We start from the raw sequence: 15,052 nt of genomic DNA, 5'->3' as shown, positions 1-15,052 counted from the left end.
GGACGGGAGGCGCGGTGCCAGCTGGCACCGCGCCTCCCGTCCGTCTGTGGCCGCGTCGCGGGCCGCAGCCGGCCTACCGGGCCAGCTTCAGCCAGACCGCGCCGAGCGGGGGCACCACCACGTGGGCCGAGGCCGGGCGGCCCGCCCACGGGGTCTCGTCCGCCGTGACGACGCCGAGGTTCCCCACACCGGACCCGCCGTACTCGGCGGCGTCGGTGTTGAGGACCTCGTGCCACGCCCCGGCCGCAGGGAGCCCGAAGCGCCGCTCGACCGGCACGCCGGAGAAGTTCACGAACACCGCGAGGCGGTCGTCCCCGTCCTTCCGGAGGAACCCGAGCGTCGAGTGCGGCGCGTCACCGCCCTCGATCCACTCGAAGCCGTCGGAGGTGGCGTCGTGGGTCCAGAGCGCCGGGGTCTCGCGGTAGACCCGGTTGAGCGAGGCGACGAGGTCCTGCACGCCGCGGTGTCCCGGGTCGTCGAGGAGCCACCAGTCGAGCCCGCGGGCCTCGGACCACTCGGTGGGCTGGGCGAACTCCTGGCCCATGAAGAGCAGCTGCTTGCCGGGGTGCGCCCACATGAAGGCCAGGTAGGCGCGGACGTTCGCGCGCTTCTGCCACTCGTCGCCGGGCATCTTGCCGTAGAGCGAACCCTTGCCGTGCACGACCTCGTCGTGGCTGATCGGCAGCGTGAACTGCTCGCTGAACGCGTAGACGAACGAGAACGTGATCTCGTCGTGGTGGTAGCTCCGGTACACCGGCTCGCGCTCGATGTACTGCAGCGAGTCGTGCATCCAGCCCATGTTCCACTTCTGGCCGAAGCCGAGCCCGCCGGCGCTCGTCGGCTGCGTGACGCCGGGCCACGAGGTGCTCTCCTCGGCGATCATGACGATGCCGGGGTAGCGCTTGTAGGCCGTGGCGTTGGTCTCCTGCAGGAACGAGATCGCCTCGAGGTTCTCGCGACCGCCGTGGACGTTCGGCAGCCACTCGGTCCGTGAGTAGTCGAGGTACAGCATCGACGCGACGGCGTCGACGCGGAGCCCGTCGATGTGGAACTCCTCGAACCAGTACAGGGCGTTCGCGACGAGGAAGTTCCGCACCTGCGGCTGCCCGAAGTCGAACACGTAGGTTCCCCAGTCGAGCTGCTCGCCGCGGCGGGGGTCCGGGTGCTCGAACAGCGCGTGGCCGTCGAACTTGCCGAGCGCCCACTCGTCCTTCGGGAAGTGTCCGGGGACCCAGTCCATGATCACGCCGATGCCGGCCGAGTGCAGTCGGTCGATGAGGTACCGCAGGTCGTCCGGGCTGCCGAACCGGGAGGTCGGCGCGTAGTAGCCGGTGACCTGGTAGCCCCACGAGCCGCCGAACGGGTGCTCGGCGAGCGGCAGGAACTCGACGTGGGTGAACCCGAGGTACTGCACGTGCCCGATCAGCTGGTCGGCGGCGTCGCGGTACGACAGCCCCGGGCGCCACGAGCCGAGGTGCACCTCGTAGACGCTCATCGGGCGGTCGTGCGTGGTGGTCTTCGCCCGGTGCTCCATCCACTGCGCGTCGCCCTCGGACCACGTGTAGTCGGAGCGGGTGACGACGGAGGCGGTGAGCGGCGGGACCTCGGCGCGGCGTGCGAACGGGTCCGCACGCTCCACCCAGCCGGCGTCCGTGAGGATCTGGAACTTGTACCGCTGTCCGACCATCGCGCCCGGCCAGAACAGCTCCCAGACGCCGAGGTCGGTGAGTCGGCGCATCGCGGTGGTGCGGCCCTCCCAGCCCTCGAAGTCGCCGAGCACGCGGACGGCCGTGGCACGCGGTGCCCAGACGGTGAACGCGACCCCGTCGACGCCGTCGACGGTCTTCGCGTGCGCGCCCAGGTGGTGCCAGAGCTGCTCGTCGCGGCCCTCGCCGAAGAGGTGCAGGTCGAGCTCGCCGATCGTCGGCGGGAAGCGGTAGGCGTCGTCGGTCGTCCAGGTGATGTCGTCGGTGTCGATCGTCGGGTTCTGGTCGTAGTCGGCCTCGACCCGGTAGCGCCCGAGCGTGCCGACGGTGGCGCCGGCCCAGAGACCGTCGCCCTCGTGCGTCAGCTCGATGTCGTCGCCGTCGAGACGGACGATCCGGACCGCGGTGGCGAGGTGCCGGACGACTCGGACGCTCGTGCCACCGTCGACCGGGTGCGGCCCGAGGACGTCGTGCGGCTGCGACCAGCGTGCCTCGGCGACCTGCTGGCGGAGCCACTCCTCGACCGGAGCGGGGCGCGGCTCGACAGTGCCCGTGCCCGTGCCAGTGCCCGTCGACGGGGTCGTCGCACGGCCCGCTGCCGCGCCGCCGGTCGCTGCGAGCGGACTGCCGCCCTCGCTGGTCGGTGCGTCCGCACCGTCGCCGGGTCCGGCGGAGGCCTCGCCGGACGGTTCGCCGGACGGTTCGTCGGTTGGTTCGTCGGCCGGGCGCTCGGCGGGCGCGTTCGTCCGCACCGCCTCGACCGCGATGTGCCGGGGGTGTTCGGCGTCCGCCGCGTGCCCGGCGAGCGTCGCCGACTCCGGCACGTCGCGGTCGGGCGACTCACGCTGGGCGGGAGGCGCTCCGGGCAGGTCCTCGCCGGGGCCGGACACGAGCGGCTCGTACCGCGGTGCGGCCGCCTTCGGAGCGGGCACCTGTGGCTGGGCGGCGGCGTCGGGCGCGACGTGCTGCGCGGGATGGGTCGGCCGGGGCGTGTCCGCCGGCATCCGACGCGGGAGCACGGGCGGCGGGGGCGGGGGGACCGGCGGCACACTGGGGCCCTGGCCCCGGTCCGTCGGCGCTGCCTTCGGTGCGTCGTCCTCGGGGTGGGTGTCGGTCATCGGTGGGGTCCCTCCACGACGAGCAGGTGCACGGGTTCCTGGAACGCGTCCAGGCGGACGTAGTTCGACGATCCCCAGACCCAGCGCTGGCCGGTCACGACGTCGCGGACGTCGAACTGCTGCTCGGGGTCGAGCCCGAGCGCGGCGAGGTCGAGGTGGACCGTGGTCTCACGGGCCGAGTGGGGGTCGACGTTGGCGACGACGATCACGGTGTCGTCGCGGCCCGACCGGATGAACCGGCCGGGCAGGTGCTTCGAGTAGACGACGACGGCCGGGTCCTCGGCGTCGTGCACGTGCAGGTTCCGGAGCTGCCGGAGCGCGGGGTGCGCCTGCCGGAACCGATTGAGCATCGTGACGTACGGCGCCAGGCTGGCACCCTCGGCCTCGGCCAGGGCGAAGTCGCGCGGCTTGTACTCGTACTTCTCGTTGTCGATGTTCTCTTCCGAACCCGGACGGGCGACGTCCTCGAAGAGTTCGTAGCCGGAGTACATGCCCCACGTCGGAGCACCCGTCGCCGCCAGCGCGGCACGGATCTTATAGCCGGCACGACCGCCGAACTGCAGGTACTCGGTGAGGATGTCCGGGGTGTTCACGAAGAGGTTCGGGCGCAGGTACGCGCTCGTCTCGTGCGACAGCTCGTCGAAGTAGTCGGCGATCTCGTCCTTCGTGTTCCGCCACGTGAAGTACGAGTACGACTGCTGGAAGCCGACCTCGGCCAGCGCCCGCATCATCGCCGGGCGGGTGAACGCCTCGGCGAGGAACACGGTGTCGGGGTGCTCGTCGCGGATCTCGCGGATCACGCGCTCCCAGAACCAGAGCGGCTTCGTGTGCGGGTTGTCGACGCGGAAGATGCGGATGCCGAACGCGATCCAGTGCCGGAGCACCCGGAGGACCTCGGCGACGATGCCCTCGGGATCGGTGTCGAACTGGATCGGGTAGATGTCCTGGTAGCGCTTCGGCGGGTTCTCGGCGGTCGCGATCGACCCGTCGGCCCGGACCGTGAACCACTCCGGGTGCGCGGTGACCCACGGGTGGTCGGGGGAGCACTGCAGCGCGAAGTCGAGCGCCACTTCCATGCCGGTGTTCTTCGCCGTCTCGACGAAGTCGCGGAAGTCGTCCTCGGTGCCGAGGTCGGGGTGGATGGCGTCGTGGCCGCCCTCGGGGCCACCGATGGCCCACGGGCTGCCCGGGTCGTGCGGGCCGGGCGTGAGCGTGTTGTTCGGCCCCTTCCGGGCGGTCGTGCCGATCGGGTGGATCGGCGGCAGGTAGACGACGTCGAAGCCCATCCGTGCGACCCCGGGCAGCCGGCGGGCCGCGGTGCGGAAGTCGCCGCTCTTCCACGAGCCGTCGGGGTTCTTCTTCGCGCCCTCGCTGCGGGGGAAGAACTCGTACCAGGCGCCGACGCCCGCGCGGGTGCGCTCGACGTCGAGCAGCTGCGTGGGGGAGTGCGTCCGGAGCGAGGTGAGCGGGGCGTCCTCGACCTCGCCGGTGATCCGGGGGTCGTCGACCGCGGCGAGCCGCTCGGCCGGGTCGAGGTCGGTGTCGCGCACACGTTCGGCGGCGCGGCTGGCGGCGGGGGAGTCGGTCTCGTCGGCGAGGCGGTCGAGCAGCAGTGCGCCGTCGAGCAGGGTCGCCTCGGTGTCGACGCCGGCCGCGATCTTCAGGCGTGCGGCGTGCAGCCACGTCGCCCAGTCGTCGGAGTAGGACTCGACGTGCCACGTCCAGACGCCGACGTGGTCGACCTGCACGGTCGCTTCGTAGCGGTCGGTGCCCGCGGCGACGAGGACCATCTGCACGGTGCGCGTGCCGCCGTCCGGGCGCTCGATCACGAGGTCGGCGCCGATGACGCCGTGCCCTTCGCGGAAGACGGTCGCACCGAACGTGATCACCTCGCCGTCGAACGCCTTGCCGGGGAATCCGTTCGGGGTCGTGGGGGCGAGCTCGGTGATCGGGATGCGCCCGATCTTCGGACGGCGGGGTCGGTCTGCGGTGGCCACGGAGCCGACGCTACCCGGCGAGCGCCTCCACGTTCCCCGGAATCCGCCCTCTGTGGAGGGCCGGGCGTGCCGTGGAGCTGTGGAGGGACGGCCCGGAAGCACGTTGCGGACCCGGCCACGCACCTCCAGGCCCGGTGGTGCGGCGAGGCGGACGCGAGCCGTCTTACGCGATCTCGAAGACGTGGATCCCCGGCCCGTAGGCCGTGAACACCTGCCCGGCGGGACGGAGCCGCTCGTGGTCACGGTGCTTCTCACTCGACCAGACCAGCCGGTAGCCGACGACGTCCTCGCGAACGGGCAGGGTGAGGTCGCGCGTGCGACCGCTGCCGTGCACGACGATGAGGACACGGTCGTACGGCTCGTGCTCCGGCGTCGACTCGACGAAGTACTGCAGCGCCCGGTGGATCGGCTGGTCCCAGCCCTCGAGCGTCATCGGGTGCCCGTCCGGCCCGTACCAGGACATCCGGGACGCCCCTGGCGTCTCCTGCCCCTCGACGCCGAAGCGCGTCGGACGGAGCGCGGGGTGCGCGGCCCGCAGCCGGACGAGGGCGGCGACCACCTCGGTCATGGCGTCGGCGTCCTCGTCGTCCGACCAGTCCACCGGCGTGAGGTCCTCGGACACCACGTACGCGTTGTTGTTGCCGTGCTGCGTGCGGCTCCGCTCGTCGCCCGCGGTGAGCATCGGCACCCCGGCGGAGAGCAGCAGCGTGCCGAGCAGGTTCCGCATCGAGCGGCCGCGGGCGGCGCGGACGCCACGGTCGGCGGTGTCACCCTCGATCCCGTGGTTGAACGACCGGTTGTCGTTCGAGCCGTCGCGGTTCTCCTCGCCGTTCGCCTCGTTGTGCTTGTGGTCGTGGGCGACCAGGTCGAGCAGCGTGAACCCGTCGTGCGCGGTGACGAAGTTGATGCCGGCGAGCGGACCGCGGGCGGTGCCGAACAGGTGCCGCGACCCGGTGAGGGCGCCGGCGAGCGCGCCGATGCCGGTCGCGGGGGTGCCGTTGCGGCGTTCCTCGGCGATGTCGGTGAGCCAGAACTGCCGCACGGTGTTGCGGAAGCCGTCGTTCCACTCGCTCGTCCGTTCCCCCGCGGCGCCGAACGAGCCGGTCTTCCAGCCGTCGGGCCCGACGTCCCACGGTTCGGCGATGACGAGCGTGTCCTGCAGGTCGGGGTGGTTCCGGATCCGGTCGAGGAGCGGGTGCTGCGGGTCGAAGACGTGGTGGGCGTCGCGCGCGAGCGCGGCCATCAGGTCGAAGCGGAACCCGTCGACCTGCACCTCGCGCGCCCAGTAGGCCAGGCTGTCGACGATGAGGTCCGCCGTGGCCCCGTCCGAGGTGTCGAGGGTGTTCCCGCAGCCGGTGGTGTCGAAGTACGAGGCGGCGTCGGGGTCGTCACCGGCCGGCGCCCACCGGTACCGGTTCGCCCCGTCGATGCCGCGGAGCGACGAGGTCGGGCCGCCCAGGCCCTCTTCGGCGGTGTGGTTGTATACGACGTCGAGGACGACCTGGATGCCGGCCTCGTGCAGCAGCCGGACCATGCCCTTGAACTCGCGGAGGACCGCCGAGGCCCCGGCCGCTCGGGCGCCGGCGGAGGCGTGGGCCGCGTGCGGGGCGAAGAACCCGAGGGTGTTGTAGCCCCAGGCGTTCTCGCGGCCGGCGTCCTGCAGCCAGTGCTCGGTGTCGAAGGCGTGCACGGGCAGGAGCTCGAGCGTCGTCACGCCGAGGCGGTGGAGGTGCGCGATGGTGCTCTCGTGCGCGATCCCGGCGTACGTGCCGCGCAGGTCCTCGGGCAGGTGCGGGTTCGCGGCGGTGAGGGTGCGCACGTTCGCCTCGTAGACGAGGGTCCGGTCGAGCGGGGTGCGCGGCTTGACCACGCCGCCCCAGTCGAAGGACTCGTCGACGACGACGCTCGTCCAGTGGGCGGGCGGGCGCGCCGGGCCCGTCCCTGCTGCGCTCGTTGCTTCCGTGCCGGTCGTTCCTGCGCCCGTCGCGGCGCGCGCGATCCCGCGCGCGGCCGGGTCGAGCAGCGGCCGGGTGGCGTCGAACTCGTGCCGCGGCCCGGTCGGCCCGTCGACGAGCAGGTGGTACGTGTCGCCGGGTTCGACCCCCGGAACGTCAGCCGCCCAGGTGTCGCCCGTCCTGGTCAGCGGGAAGGATCCGCGCCCGTCCACCACCACGGTCACCGAGGTCGCCGACGCCGACCGCACCGAGAACCGCGGCTCACCGGCGCCCAGGTGGAACCCCGGGACCTCGTCCACAACCGTCTCGCGCATGAGGACCAGGGTACGAGGACCCGCGGGTATCCTGGAATCGCTCGTTCGGGAGGGTGCAGCTTGACGGTCTACCTCGACCACGCCGCGACGACGCCGATCCTGCCGGAGGCGCTCGCCGCGTTCACGGCTGCGCTCGGCACCGTCGGCAACCCGTCGTCGATCCACAGCGCGGGGCAGCAGGCGAAGATGCTGCTCGAGGACGGCCGCGCCGCAGTCGCCCGGTCGATCGACGCCGACCCCGTCGAGGTGGTCTTCACCTCCGGTGGCACCGAGAGCATCAACCTCGCGGTGAAGGGCCTGTTCTGGGCGCGGCAGCAGGACCGCGCGCGTCCACGCATCGTCGTCCCGGGTGGCGAGCACCACGCGACCGTCGACACGGTCGAGTGGCTCGAGCGCCACGAGGGCGCCGTCGTCGACGTGGTCCCGTTGGACGCGCAGGGTCGCGTCGACCTCGCCGGCCTGGAGGCGCGACTCACCGACGCCTCGGACGTCGCCCTGGTCACGTTCCTGTGGGCGAACAACGAGGTGGGCACCATCCAGCCCGTGGCGCGGATCGTCGAGCTCGCGCACGACGCCGGCGTGCCCGTGCACAGTGACGCGGTCGCCGCGTACGGGCAGGTCCCGGTGTCGTTCGCCGCGTCCGGCCTCGACGCGCTCAGCGTCTCGGCGCACAAGATCGGCGGGCCGGTGGGCATCGGCGCGCTGGTGCTCGGCCGGAAGGCCACCGTCGAGCCCCTCATCCACGGCGGTGGGCAGCAGCGGCAGGTCCGGAGCGGGACGCAGGACGCCCCGGCGGCCACGGCGTTCGGCGTCGCGGCCGGCGCGGCCGTCGCCGAACCGATGCCGCACCCGTCGCTCGTCGCCCTGCGTGACCGGCTCGTCGCCGGGGTGCGCGCGGCCGTGCCGTCCGCGGTCTTGATGGGGGACCCCGTCGACCGGTTGCCGGGCAACGCGCACTTCACGTTCCCGGGGTGCGAGGGAGACTCGCTCCTGTTCCTGCTCGACGCTGCGGGGGTCGCGGTGTCGACCGGTTCGGCGTGCCAGGCCGGCGTGCCCGAGGCGTCGCACGTGCTGCTCGCGATGGGGCTGTCCGAGCAGGACGCCCGTGGCGCGCTCCGGATCACGCTCGGGCACACCACCACCGATGCCGACGTCGACGCGTTCCTGGCGGCGCTGCCCGATGCCGTCGCGCGGGCCGGTGCTGCGGGGATGGCGTCGCGGGAGCCGCTGCTGGGGCGGTAGCCGCGGCGTCGTCCGTGGCCGCGGAGGGCTCGGGTCGTCCGTGGCCGCGGAGGGCTCGGGTCGTCCGTGACCGGGGCGCGCTCGCGTCGTCCGTGGGCGTGGGCGTGGCGTCCTACAGGGATCGACCGTCGGTCGCGCTGTCGGGCAGGACGTTCCCCGGGTTCCGCGTCACCAGCCGCACGACCAGGAGCACCGCGGCGACGAGACCCGCCGCCGCCACGACGGCGAGCGTCCCGATGACCGGCGCGCCCCCCGGGACCTGCCCGGCGAGATCGCGCAGGCCCGCGACGGTGACGGTGAACCGCTTCTCCTCGTAGAACCCCTGGTACGCGACCGAGAACCCGTAGACGGCCATCGCCGCCGACGTGATGACGAGCGCCGTGCTCACCCGCGCACGACCGTCGAGCGGCACGAACCGACGCCAGGCGAGGGCGCTGAGGCAGACGAGCGCCGCGAGGGCGACGAAGTAGTACCGGCCCTGGATCCCGGCCGGTTCGGTCGTCCGGACGTACGTCGTCCAGTTGTTCTGCAACCCTGCGACGAGCGTGATGAGCGGGAGCGTCACGAGCACCCACGCGGACCGGTCCGTCCGGCGGAGGCCCCAGACGAGGACGACGGCGAGGCAGACCACGGTCAGGGTGGCGATCACGAGGGGGCTCGACGGGTAGGCCAGGTCGCCGTAGTTGCCCCAGAAGGAGTTCGTGACCCGGGTCCAGAACGTGTTCGCGAAGCCACCGAGGTCCGGACCGCTCCCCACGGGCCACACCGCCTCGACGGTCGACCGTGGCAGGCCCGCGGGCTGCAGCGTGTGGTAGACGATCAGGTTCCGCACCCACCACCACGAGGTCAGCAGCACCGGGACCACGACGGCCAGTGCCGCCCACGGCCAGCGCCACCGTCCGCGCACCGACACGACGAGCGCGATGGCGGCGAACGGCACGACCGGGAACGCCGTGGCCTTGAACGCGATCGCGGCCGCGGCCGCCAGGACCAGCATCGACAGCGTGCGGACCCGTCGATCACCCGTGAGGACCCGGCAGACGAGCCAGGTGACGACCGCCCCGAGGACCACGACCGGTGGGTCGTTGTTCGCGGTCGCTCCGTTGTACGCCGCCTGCGGGACGAGCAGGAGCACGCTCGCTGCGACGACCGCTGCCCGGGGGGAGCGCGTCAGCCGACGGACCGCGGCCCAGACCAGCGCGGGCATCGTGGCGAAGACGACCGCGTTCAGGAGCCGGACCGCGAGCAGTGCGTCGTTCCACTGCAGGTCCTGAACGTGCAGGAGGCGCAGGAGGCCTGCGGCGATGAAGTACCAGGTGGGCGGGTGCTGCGACATCTGGTTGGTGAGGGCTCCGTCCGTACCCGGGTGCGCCACGAGCAACGCGCCGACGGACGAACGCGCCGAGGAGACCAGGTCCGCGGCCTCTGCGTGCATCTGCACGCTCGCGTTGAGGAGGTGCATCTGGAGCGGCGGCGGCCATCCGCCCCCGAGGGCGACCTGCAGGACCGCGTCGAAGTGCAGCCACTCGTCCGGTGCGTCGAACGCGGGGGTCAGGAACGCCCACACCACCAGCACGAGTGCGAACGCGCACGTCACCGCGATGATCGCGATCCGTTCGACCCGGCTGACGACGGGGTACGGGTCGGAGCGCATGCAGTCATCCTGCCGTACCCGGTGGGCGCGGCGGGGAGGACGGCGACCGGTCGGTCGCGCCGGTAGGATCGGTGACCATGGTCGAACTGGACTTCAACGAGCAGATCTCCGCCCTTCGCGAGACCTTCGGGAACATCCGCTCGGTGGTCGACGTCGACCGCCTGCAGCGCGAGATCGCCGAACTCAGCGAGCAGGCCGGTGCCCAGGACCTCTGGGACGACGTCGAGCACGCGCAGCAGGTGACGAGCGCGCTCTCGCACCGGCAGTCGGAACTCAAGAAGATCACCGACACGGAGCAGCGCATCGACGACCTCGAGGTGCTGGTCGAGATGGCGAACGAGGCCGAGGACCAGGACTCCGCCGACGAGGCCGTCGCGGAGCTCAAGGCGATCCAGAAGACGATGGGCGACCTCGAGGTGCAGACGCTCCTCGACGGCGAGTACGACGACCGCCCCGCCGTGATCACGATCCGCGCGGGCGCCGGTGGTGTGGACGCCGCCGACTTCGCCGAGATGCTCATGCGCATGTACCTCCGGTACGCCGAGCAGCACGGCTACAAGACCACCGTGATGGACACCTCCTACGCCGAAGAAGCGGGCATCAAGTCCGCGACCTTCGAGGTCGACGCCCCGCACGCCTTCGGCACCCTGTCGGTCGAGGCCGGCACGCACCGCCTCGTCCGGATGTCGCCGTTCGGCGCCGCCGGCAAGCGCCAGACGTCGTTCGCCGCGGTCGAGGTCATCCCGCTCATGCCGGAGACCGCCGTCATCGACATCCCCGAGAACGACATCCGCGTCGACGTGTTCCGCTCGTCCGGCCCCGGCGGCCAGTCGGTCAACACGACGGACTCCGCGGTCCGCCTGACCCACCTCCCGACCGGCACCGTCGTCTCGATGCAGAACGAGAAGTCGCAGATCCAGAACCGCGCCGCGGCCATGCGCGTGCTGCAGTCGCGCCTCCTGCTCCTGAAGAAGGAAGAGGAGAACGCGAAGAAGAAGGAACTCGCCGGCAACATCACGGCGAGCTGGGGCGACCAGATCCGTTCCTACGTCCTGGCGCCGTACCAGATGGTGAAGGACCTCCGGAGCGAGCACGAGGTGAACAACCCCTCAGCCGTGTTCGACGGCGACCTGGACGGCTTCATCAACGCGGGCATCCGGTGGCGGAAGCAGTCGGTCGAGTCCTGAGCCGCGCGCCTCGGTTGACTTCGAGGGCGGGCGACCTACCCTGATCCGGTCATGATCAAATTCGACCAGGTCACCAAGGTGTACTCGGGCAACCCGAGTCCCGCCCTCGACGCCATCTCCCTCGAGATCCTCAAGGGGGAGTTCGTCTTCCTCGTGGGTGCATCCGGGTCCGGCAAGTCCAGCTTCCTCCGCCTCGTGCTGAAGGAGGAGAAGCCGTCGCGCGGGCAGATCCACGTGCTCGGACAGCGCCTCGGTTCCCTGTCCTCGCGCAAGGTCCCGTACTTCCGCCGGAACCTCGGCGTGGTCTTCCAGGACTTCCGGCTCCTGCCGAACAAGAACGTCTTCGACAACGTCGCGTTCTCGCTGCAGGTGATCGGCAAGAGCAAGGGCTTCATCAGCGAGGCCGTCACCGACGTGCTGAAGCTCGTGGGCCTCGCCGGCAAGGCGACCCGCATGCCGCACGAGCTCTCCGGTGGTGAGCAGCAGCGTGTCGCGATCGCCCGTGCGGTCGTGAACAAGCCGGCGATCCTCCTCGCCGACGAGCCCACAGGCAACCTCGACCCGACGACCTCGGCTGGCATCATGGCGCTCCTCGAACGCATCAACCAGGGAGGCACCACCGTGCTCATGGCGACCCACGACGCCAGCATCGTGAACCAGATGCAGCGTCGCGTCATCGAGCTGTCGAACGGCACGATCCTCCGCGACGAGCAGTCCGGCGGCTACCAGACCCAGGCGGTCCCGATCCAGCGCGGCTCGGGCGTCTCGAACACCACCGGCATCCAGACCATCCCGGGGATCATCCGATGAGGCTCGGGCTCGTCATGTCCGAGGTCGGCTCGGGCCTGCGCCGCAACGCGTCGATGGTCGTGTCCGTCGTCCTCGTGACCTTCATCTCGCTCACCTTCGTGGGCACCGCGATCCTGCTCCAGATGCAGATCAACCAGATGAAGGGGTACTGGTACGACCGGGCGCAGGTCGCCGTCTACCTCTGCACTGACACCGACACCACGGGCAACTGCACCGGCGCGAAGGCGACGGACGACCAGCGCCAGCAGGTGCAGCAGCAGCTCGACTCGTCGACCCTCAAGCCGTACATCGAGAAGACGTACTACGAGGACCAGGACCAGGCGTACGACCGCTTCAAGCAGCAGTTCAAGGACTCGCCCGCGACCGAGTTCGTGAAGCCCGAGTACCTGAACGAGACCTTCTGGGTCAACCTGAAGAACCCGTCGCAGGCCGACGTCCTGGTGGAGAGCCTGTCGAAGGTCGCCGGCGTGCAGAGCGTGGTGGACCAACGCGGCTACCTGCAACCGATCTTCAACCTGCTCAACGCGTCGTCGTACACGGCGATCGGCATCGCCTCGCTGATGCTCATCGCGGCGGTGCTCCTCATCGCCACGACCATCAGGTTGTCCGCCTTCAGTCGACGGCGAGAGCTCGGCATCATGCGACTCGTCGGGGCGTCGAACCGGTTCATCCAGACACCGTTCGTGCTCGAGGGGGTGATCGCCGCGGCCATCGGGGCGGTCCTCGCGGGTGGCGCGATCGTGGCGGTGGTCTGGTTCTTCGTCCGGAACTACCTGTCGCAGCGGTTCTCCGGGACGGCGTTCATCGGCATGGGTGACGCTGCCATCGTGGTGCCGGCGGTGATCGTCATCGGGGTCGTCCTCGCGGCGCTCTCGGCGCTCATCGCGATCCGTCGCTACCTCAAGGTCTGACCCGGACGGTGTCCGGTACGCACTCGTGCACGAGGGGCGGCGCGCCGGGAAGGTGCGCCGCCCCTCGTCGGTTGAGTAGTCTGTAGGGCTGGCAACACCGCCGGTCGACCAGCACCGGGCAGCGAGAGGAGACACGCATGGCGAAGGAACGCGGCGAGAAGATCGTGGCGACGAACCGTCGTGCGCGTCACGACTACCTGATCGAGGACACGTACGAGGCCGGCATGGTCCTGTCCGGCACCGAGGTGAAGTCGCTCCGCGAGGGGCGAGCGTCCCTCGTCGACGGGTACGCCTTCATCGACGGTGGCGAAGCCTGGCTCGACGCGGTGCACATCCCCGAGTACACCGAGGGGACGTGGAACAACCACGCACCGCGGCGGAAGCGGAAGCTGCTCCTCCACAAGCAGCAGATCGTGAAGATCTCGCACAAGACGGCGCAGGGCGGGTACACGCTCGTGCCGCTGCAGATCTACTTCCACGACGGTCGGGCCAAGGTCGAGATCGCGATCGCGAAGGGCAAGCGCGAGTTCGACAAGCGCCAGGCCCTGCGGGAGAAGACCGACAAGCGCGAGGCCGAACGGGCGATGCGCACGCGGAACCGCGTCGGCGAGTGAGCCTGGCGTGTCCCGCCTTGGTCGACTAGACTGAGGGACTGCTCCTCCGGGGGCGTATTGGAAACTCAACAGTGTGACAGCGGCTCGCACGTCCGGCCCGCATGGGGATGATCGGTTTCGACATTGCCTGTGTGCCGACGGGAAGCGGGCCGAGGACCCACGGTCATCTCGTCAACGATCCGTGGAAAACAACAAGTGCCAATTCCAAGCGCACTGACTTCGCTCTCGCTGCGTAAGCAGCCCAGCACATGAAGTCCGTCGGCCAGGTGATCGTCTTCTAACCTGAGTTCCGGCGTCATCCAGAGGACTTGCTGCACGGTTGCGCCTCAGGGCCGTGCGGGACTTGCACTGAGACTGGGCCCGTCGTCCTAGAAGCCGGTAGCAAAGGACGGGGCCGAGCAGAACGAACTATCCGGATACGCCCGTAGAAGACGTCGAATTGCAGCGATGGACGGGGGTTCGATTCCCCCCATCTCCACCATTCGCCGGTCGTCGAGCCGCTGTCACACTGAACGCCCCGTCATCGTCCTCCGGACGAAGGCGGGGCGTTCGTCGTCGTGTCACGTCGGGGGACTACGCTCCGGGTCAGGCGCGGGAACTCGCTCGCGCCGATCGGCGAAACGAGAGGTCCGCACGTGGTGCAGGAGATCGCGATCCGTGTCCGTCTGCGCGAGCAGGAGCGAGTGGGGCTCGCTGAGTACGAGCGGATCGTGGGGTCCGTCGCCACGGTCGCCGCGGTGATCGCCTGGCTGCCGACGCCCGACGCCCGGTTGGTCGTCCGTGGGCGCGGTGCCGAACCGGTCCGCCTCGAGACGCTCTCGTACGGGTCGACGTTCGAGATGCTCGTCGTGCTCGACCAGCGGAGCGCTGCGGTCGAGCGTGCCGGTGCAGCGGTCGCGGCGCTGATCGAGTCCGTCCGCCACGAGCACGTCGAGGACGACGTGTCCGGGATCGCCGGCGAGCTGGACCGGCTCGACCGCTCCGCGCCCCGTGGTCGTTCCGTCGTCGAGCGGGCGCTCCGAGCGTTCCTCGAGGGTGCGCGTGCCGATGTGCTCGCCCGGAGGTCCACGACCCGGCTCCGCGCGGCCCAGGCGCTGCTCCGACTGGCTGAGGACGGGGCGGAGCTCGTCGTCGAGCGAGTGGACGACGCCCTCGCTCCGGTGGTCGAGGAGCAGCCGGTCGACGTGCTCGAGGACACCGGCAGTGCGGTCGTGGTCGAACCCGTCGACGGGCTGTCGCTGCCTGATGACGCCGACGCGGACGACACGGAGCAGCCGCGCAAGCAGAAGTCGTCGTCCAAGAAGAAGGAGTCCGAGAAGAAGGAGTCCAAGAAGAAGGACGCCAAGAAGGACGCGAAGAAGAAGGACGCCAAGAAGAAGGCGTCCAAGAAGCAGGACGCCAAGAAGGGCAAGTCCTCCAAGAAGTAGGCTGAGTGCTTGTACAGCACCATTGTTTCCATCGTGTTAAACAATCCGGCCAATCGGCTGACACGGTGCCAGAGTCGATGAGCGCGGTTCCTGTTCGCGGGGCCGCGCTCACTCGAC

At 70.6% G+C, this 15,052-nt stretch carries 10 protein-coding genes and 1 other RNA gene; 7 read left to right on the top strand and 4 right to left on the bottom strand.

Going from position 1 to position 15,052, the window contains the following annotated elements; all coding sequences use genetic code 11:
* Positions 1 to 73: 73 nt before the first annotated feature.
* The 3 genes from glgB to EDF64_RS08520 all read right to left on the bottom strand — a co-directional run bounded on the left by glgB (position 74) and on the right by EDF64_RS08520 (position 7,090).
* Positions 74 to 2,824 (bottom strand): 1,4-alpha-glucan branching protein GlgB, encoded by a 2,751-nt coding sequence (glgB, locus tag EDF64_RS08530; RefSeq protein WP_243736301.1) that lies wholly within the window; start codon positions 2,822 to 2,824, stop codon positions 74 to 76.
* Positions 2,821 to 4,821 carry an alpha-1,4-glucan--maltose-1-phosphate maltosyltransferase gene (locus tag EDF64_RS08525; RefSeq protein WP_208108865.1) on the bottom strand — a complete coding sequence of 667 codons (2,001 nt, stop codon included), beginning with the start codon at positions 4,819 to 4,821 and terminating at the stop codon, positions 2,821 to 2,823. The genes glgB and EDF64_RS08525 overlap by 4 nt, the downstream gene beginning before the upstream one ends.
* A 163-nt stretch (positions 4,822 to 4,984) precedes the next feature.
* Entirely contained in the window at positions 4,985 to 7,090 is a 2,106-nt protein-coding gene (locus EDF64_RS08520) for a glycogen debranching protein (protein ID WP_133519567.1), read from the bottom strand.
* 60 nt (positions 7,091 to 7,150) lie between these two features.
* On the opposite strand from EDF64_RS08520, the gene EDF64_RS08515 reads away from it, so the two are divergent.
* Complete coding sequence (locus EDF64_RS08515) at positions 7,151 to 8,332, top strand: cysteine desulfurase family protein (protein ID WP_133519566.1); 1,182 nt, start codon at positions 7,151 to 7,153, stop codon at positions 8,330 to 8,332.
* A gap of 112 nt (positions 8,333 to 8,444) precedes the next feature.
* Here the strand turns inward: EDF64_RS08515 and EDF64_RS08510 are convergent, their stop codons facing one another.
* Positions 8,445 to 9,986: a glycosyltransferase family 39 protein gene (locus tag EDF64_RS08510; RefSeq protein ID WP_133519565.1), complete on the bottom strand. Its 1,542-nt coding sequence runs from the start codon at positions 9,984 to 9,986 to the stop codon at positions 8,445 to 8,447.
* A gap of 77 nt (positions 9,987 to 10,063) precedes the next feature.
* On the opposite strand from EDF64_RS08510, the gene prfB reads away from it, so the two are divergent.
* From prfB to EDF64_RS18155, 6 genes are all read left to right on the top strand, one after another.
* Positions 10,064 to 11,173, top strand: a complete 1,110-nt coding sequence (prfB, locus tag EDF64_RS08505; RefSeq protein ID WP_133519564.1) for a peptide chain release factor 2 — start codon at positions 10,064 to 10,066, stop codon at positions 11,171 to 11,173.
* A gap of 51 nt (positions 11,174 to 11,224) precedes the next feature.
* Positions 11,225 to 11,983, top strand: coding sequence for a cell division ATP-binding protein FtsE (gene ftsE / locus EDF64_RS08500; protein ID WP_071293327.1), 759 nt, complete (start codon positions 11,225 to 11,227; stop codon positions 11,981 to 11,983).
* A complete protein-coding gene (ftsX, locus tag EDF64_RS08495; RefSeq protein ID WP_133519563.1) occupies positions 11,980 to 12,894 on the top strand; it encodes a permease-like cell division protein FtsX in 915 nt (304 codons plus the stop codon). Before ftsE ends, ftsX begins: the two co-directional genes overlap by 4 nt.
* A 137-nt stretch (positions 12,895 to 13,031) precedes the next feature.
* Positions 13,032 to 13,508 (top strand): SsrA-binding protein SmpB, encoded by a 477-nt coding sequence (smpB, locus tag EDF64_RS08490; RefSeq protein WP_079236308.1) that lies wholly within the window; start codon positions 13,032 to 13,034, stop codon positions 13,506 to 13,508.
* A gap of 103 nt (positions 13,509 to 13,611) precedes the next feature.
* Positions 13,612 to 13,989: a transfer-messenger RNA gene (gene ssrA / locus EDF64_RS08485) on the top strand.
* 154 nt (positions 13,990 to 14,143) lie between these two features.
* On the top strand, positions 14,144 to 14,935 hold the full coding sequence (locus EDF64_RS18155) for a hypothetical protein (RefSeq protein WP_166645655.1): 792 nt from the start codon (positions 14,144 to 14,146) through the stop codon (positions 14,933 to 14,935).
* The last annotated feature ends 117 nt before the right edge of the window (positions 14,936 to 15,052 follow it).

The sequence above is a fragment of the Curtobacterium flaccumfaciens genome, from assembly GCF_004361695.1.
Classification (GTDB): Bacteria; Actinomycetota; Actinomycetes; order Actinomycetales; family Microbacteriaceae; genus Curtobacterium; species Curtobacterium flaccumfaciens_B.
The sequence above is the reverse complement of the archived record's forward strand: the minus strand, read 5'-3'. Positions and strand labels throughout refer to the sequence as shown.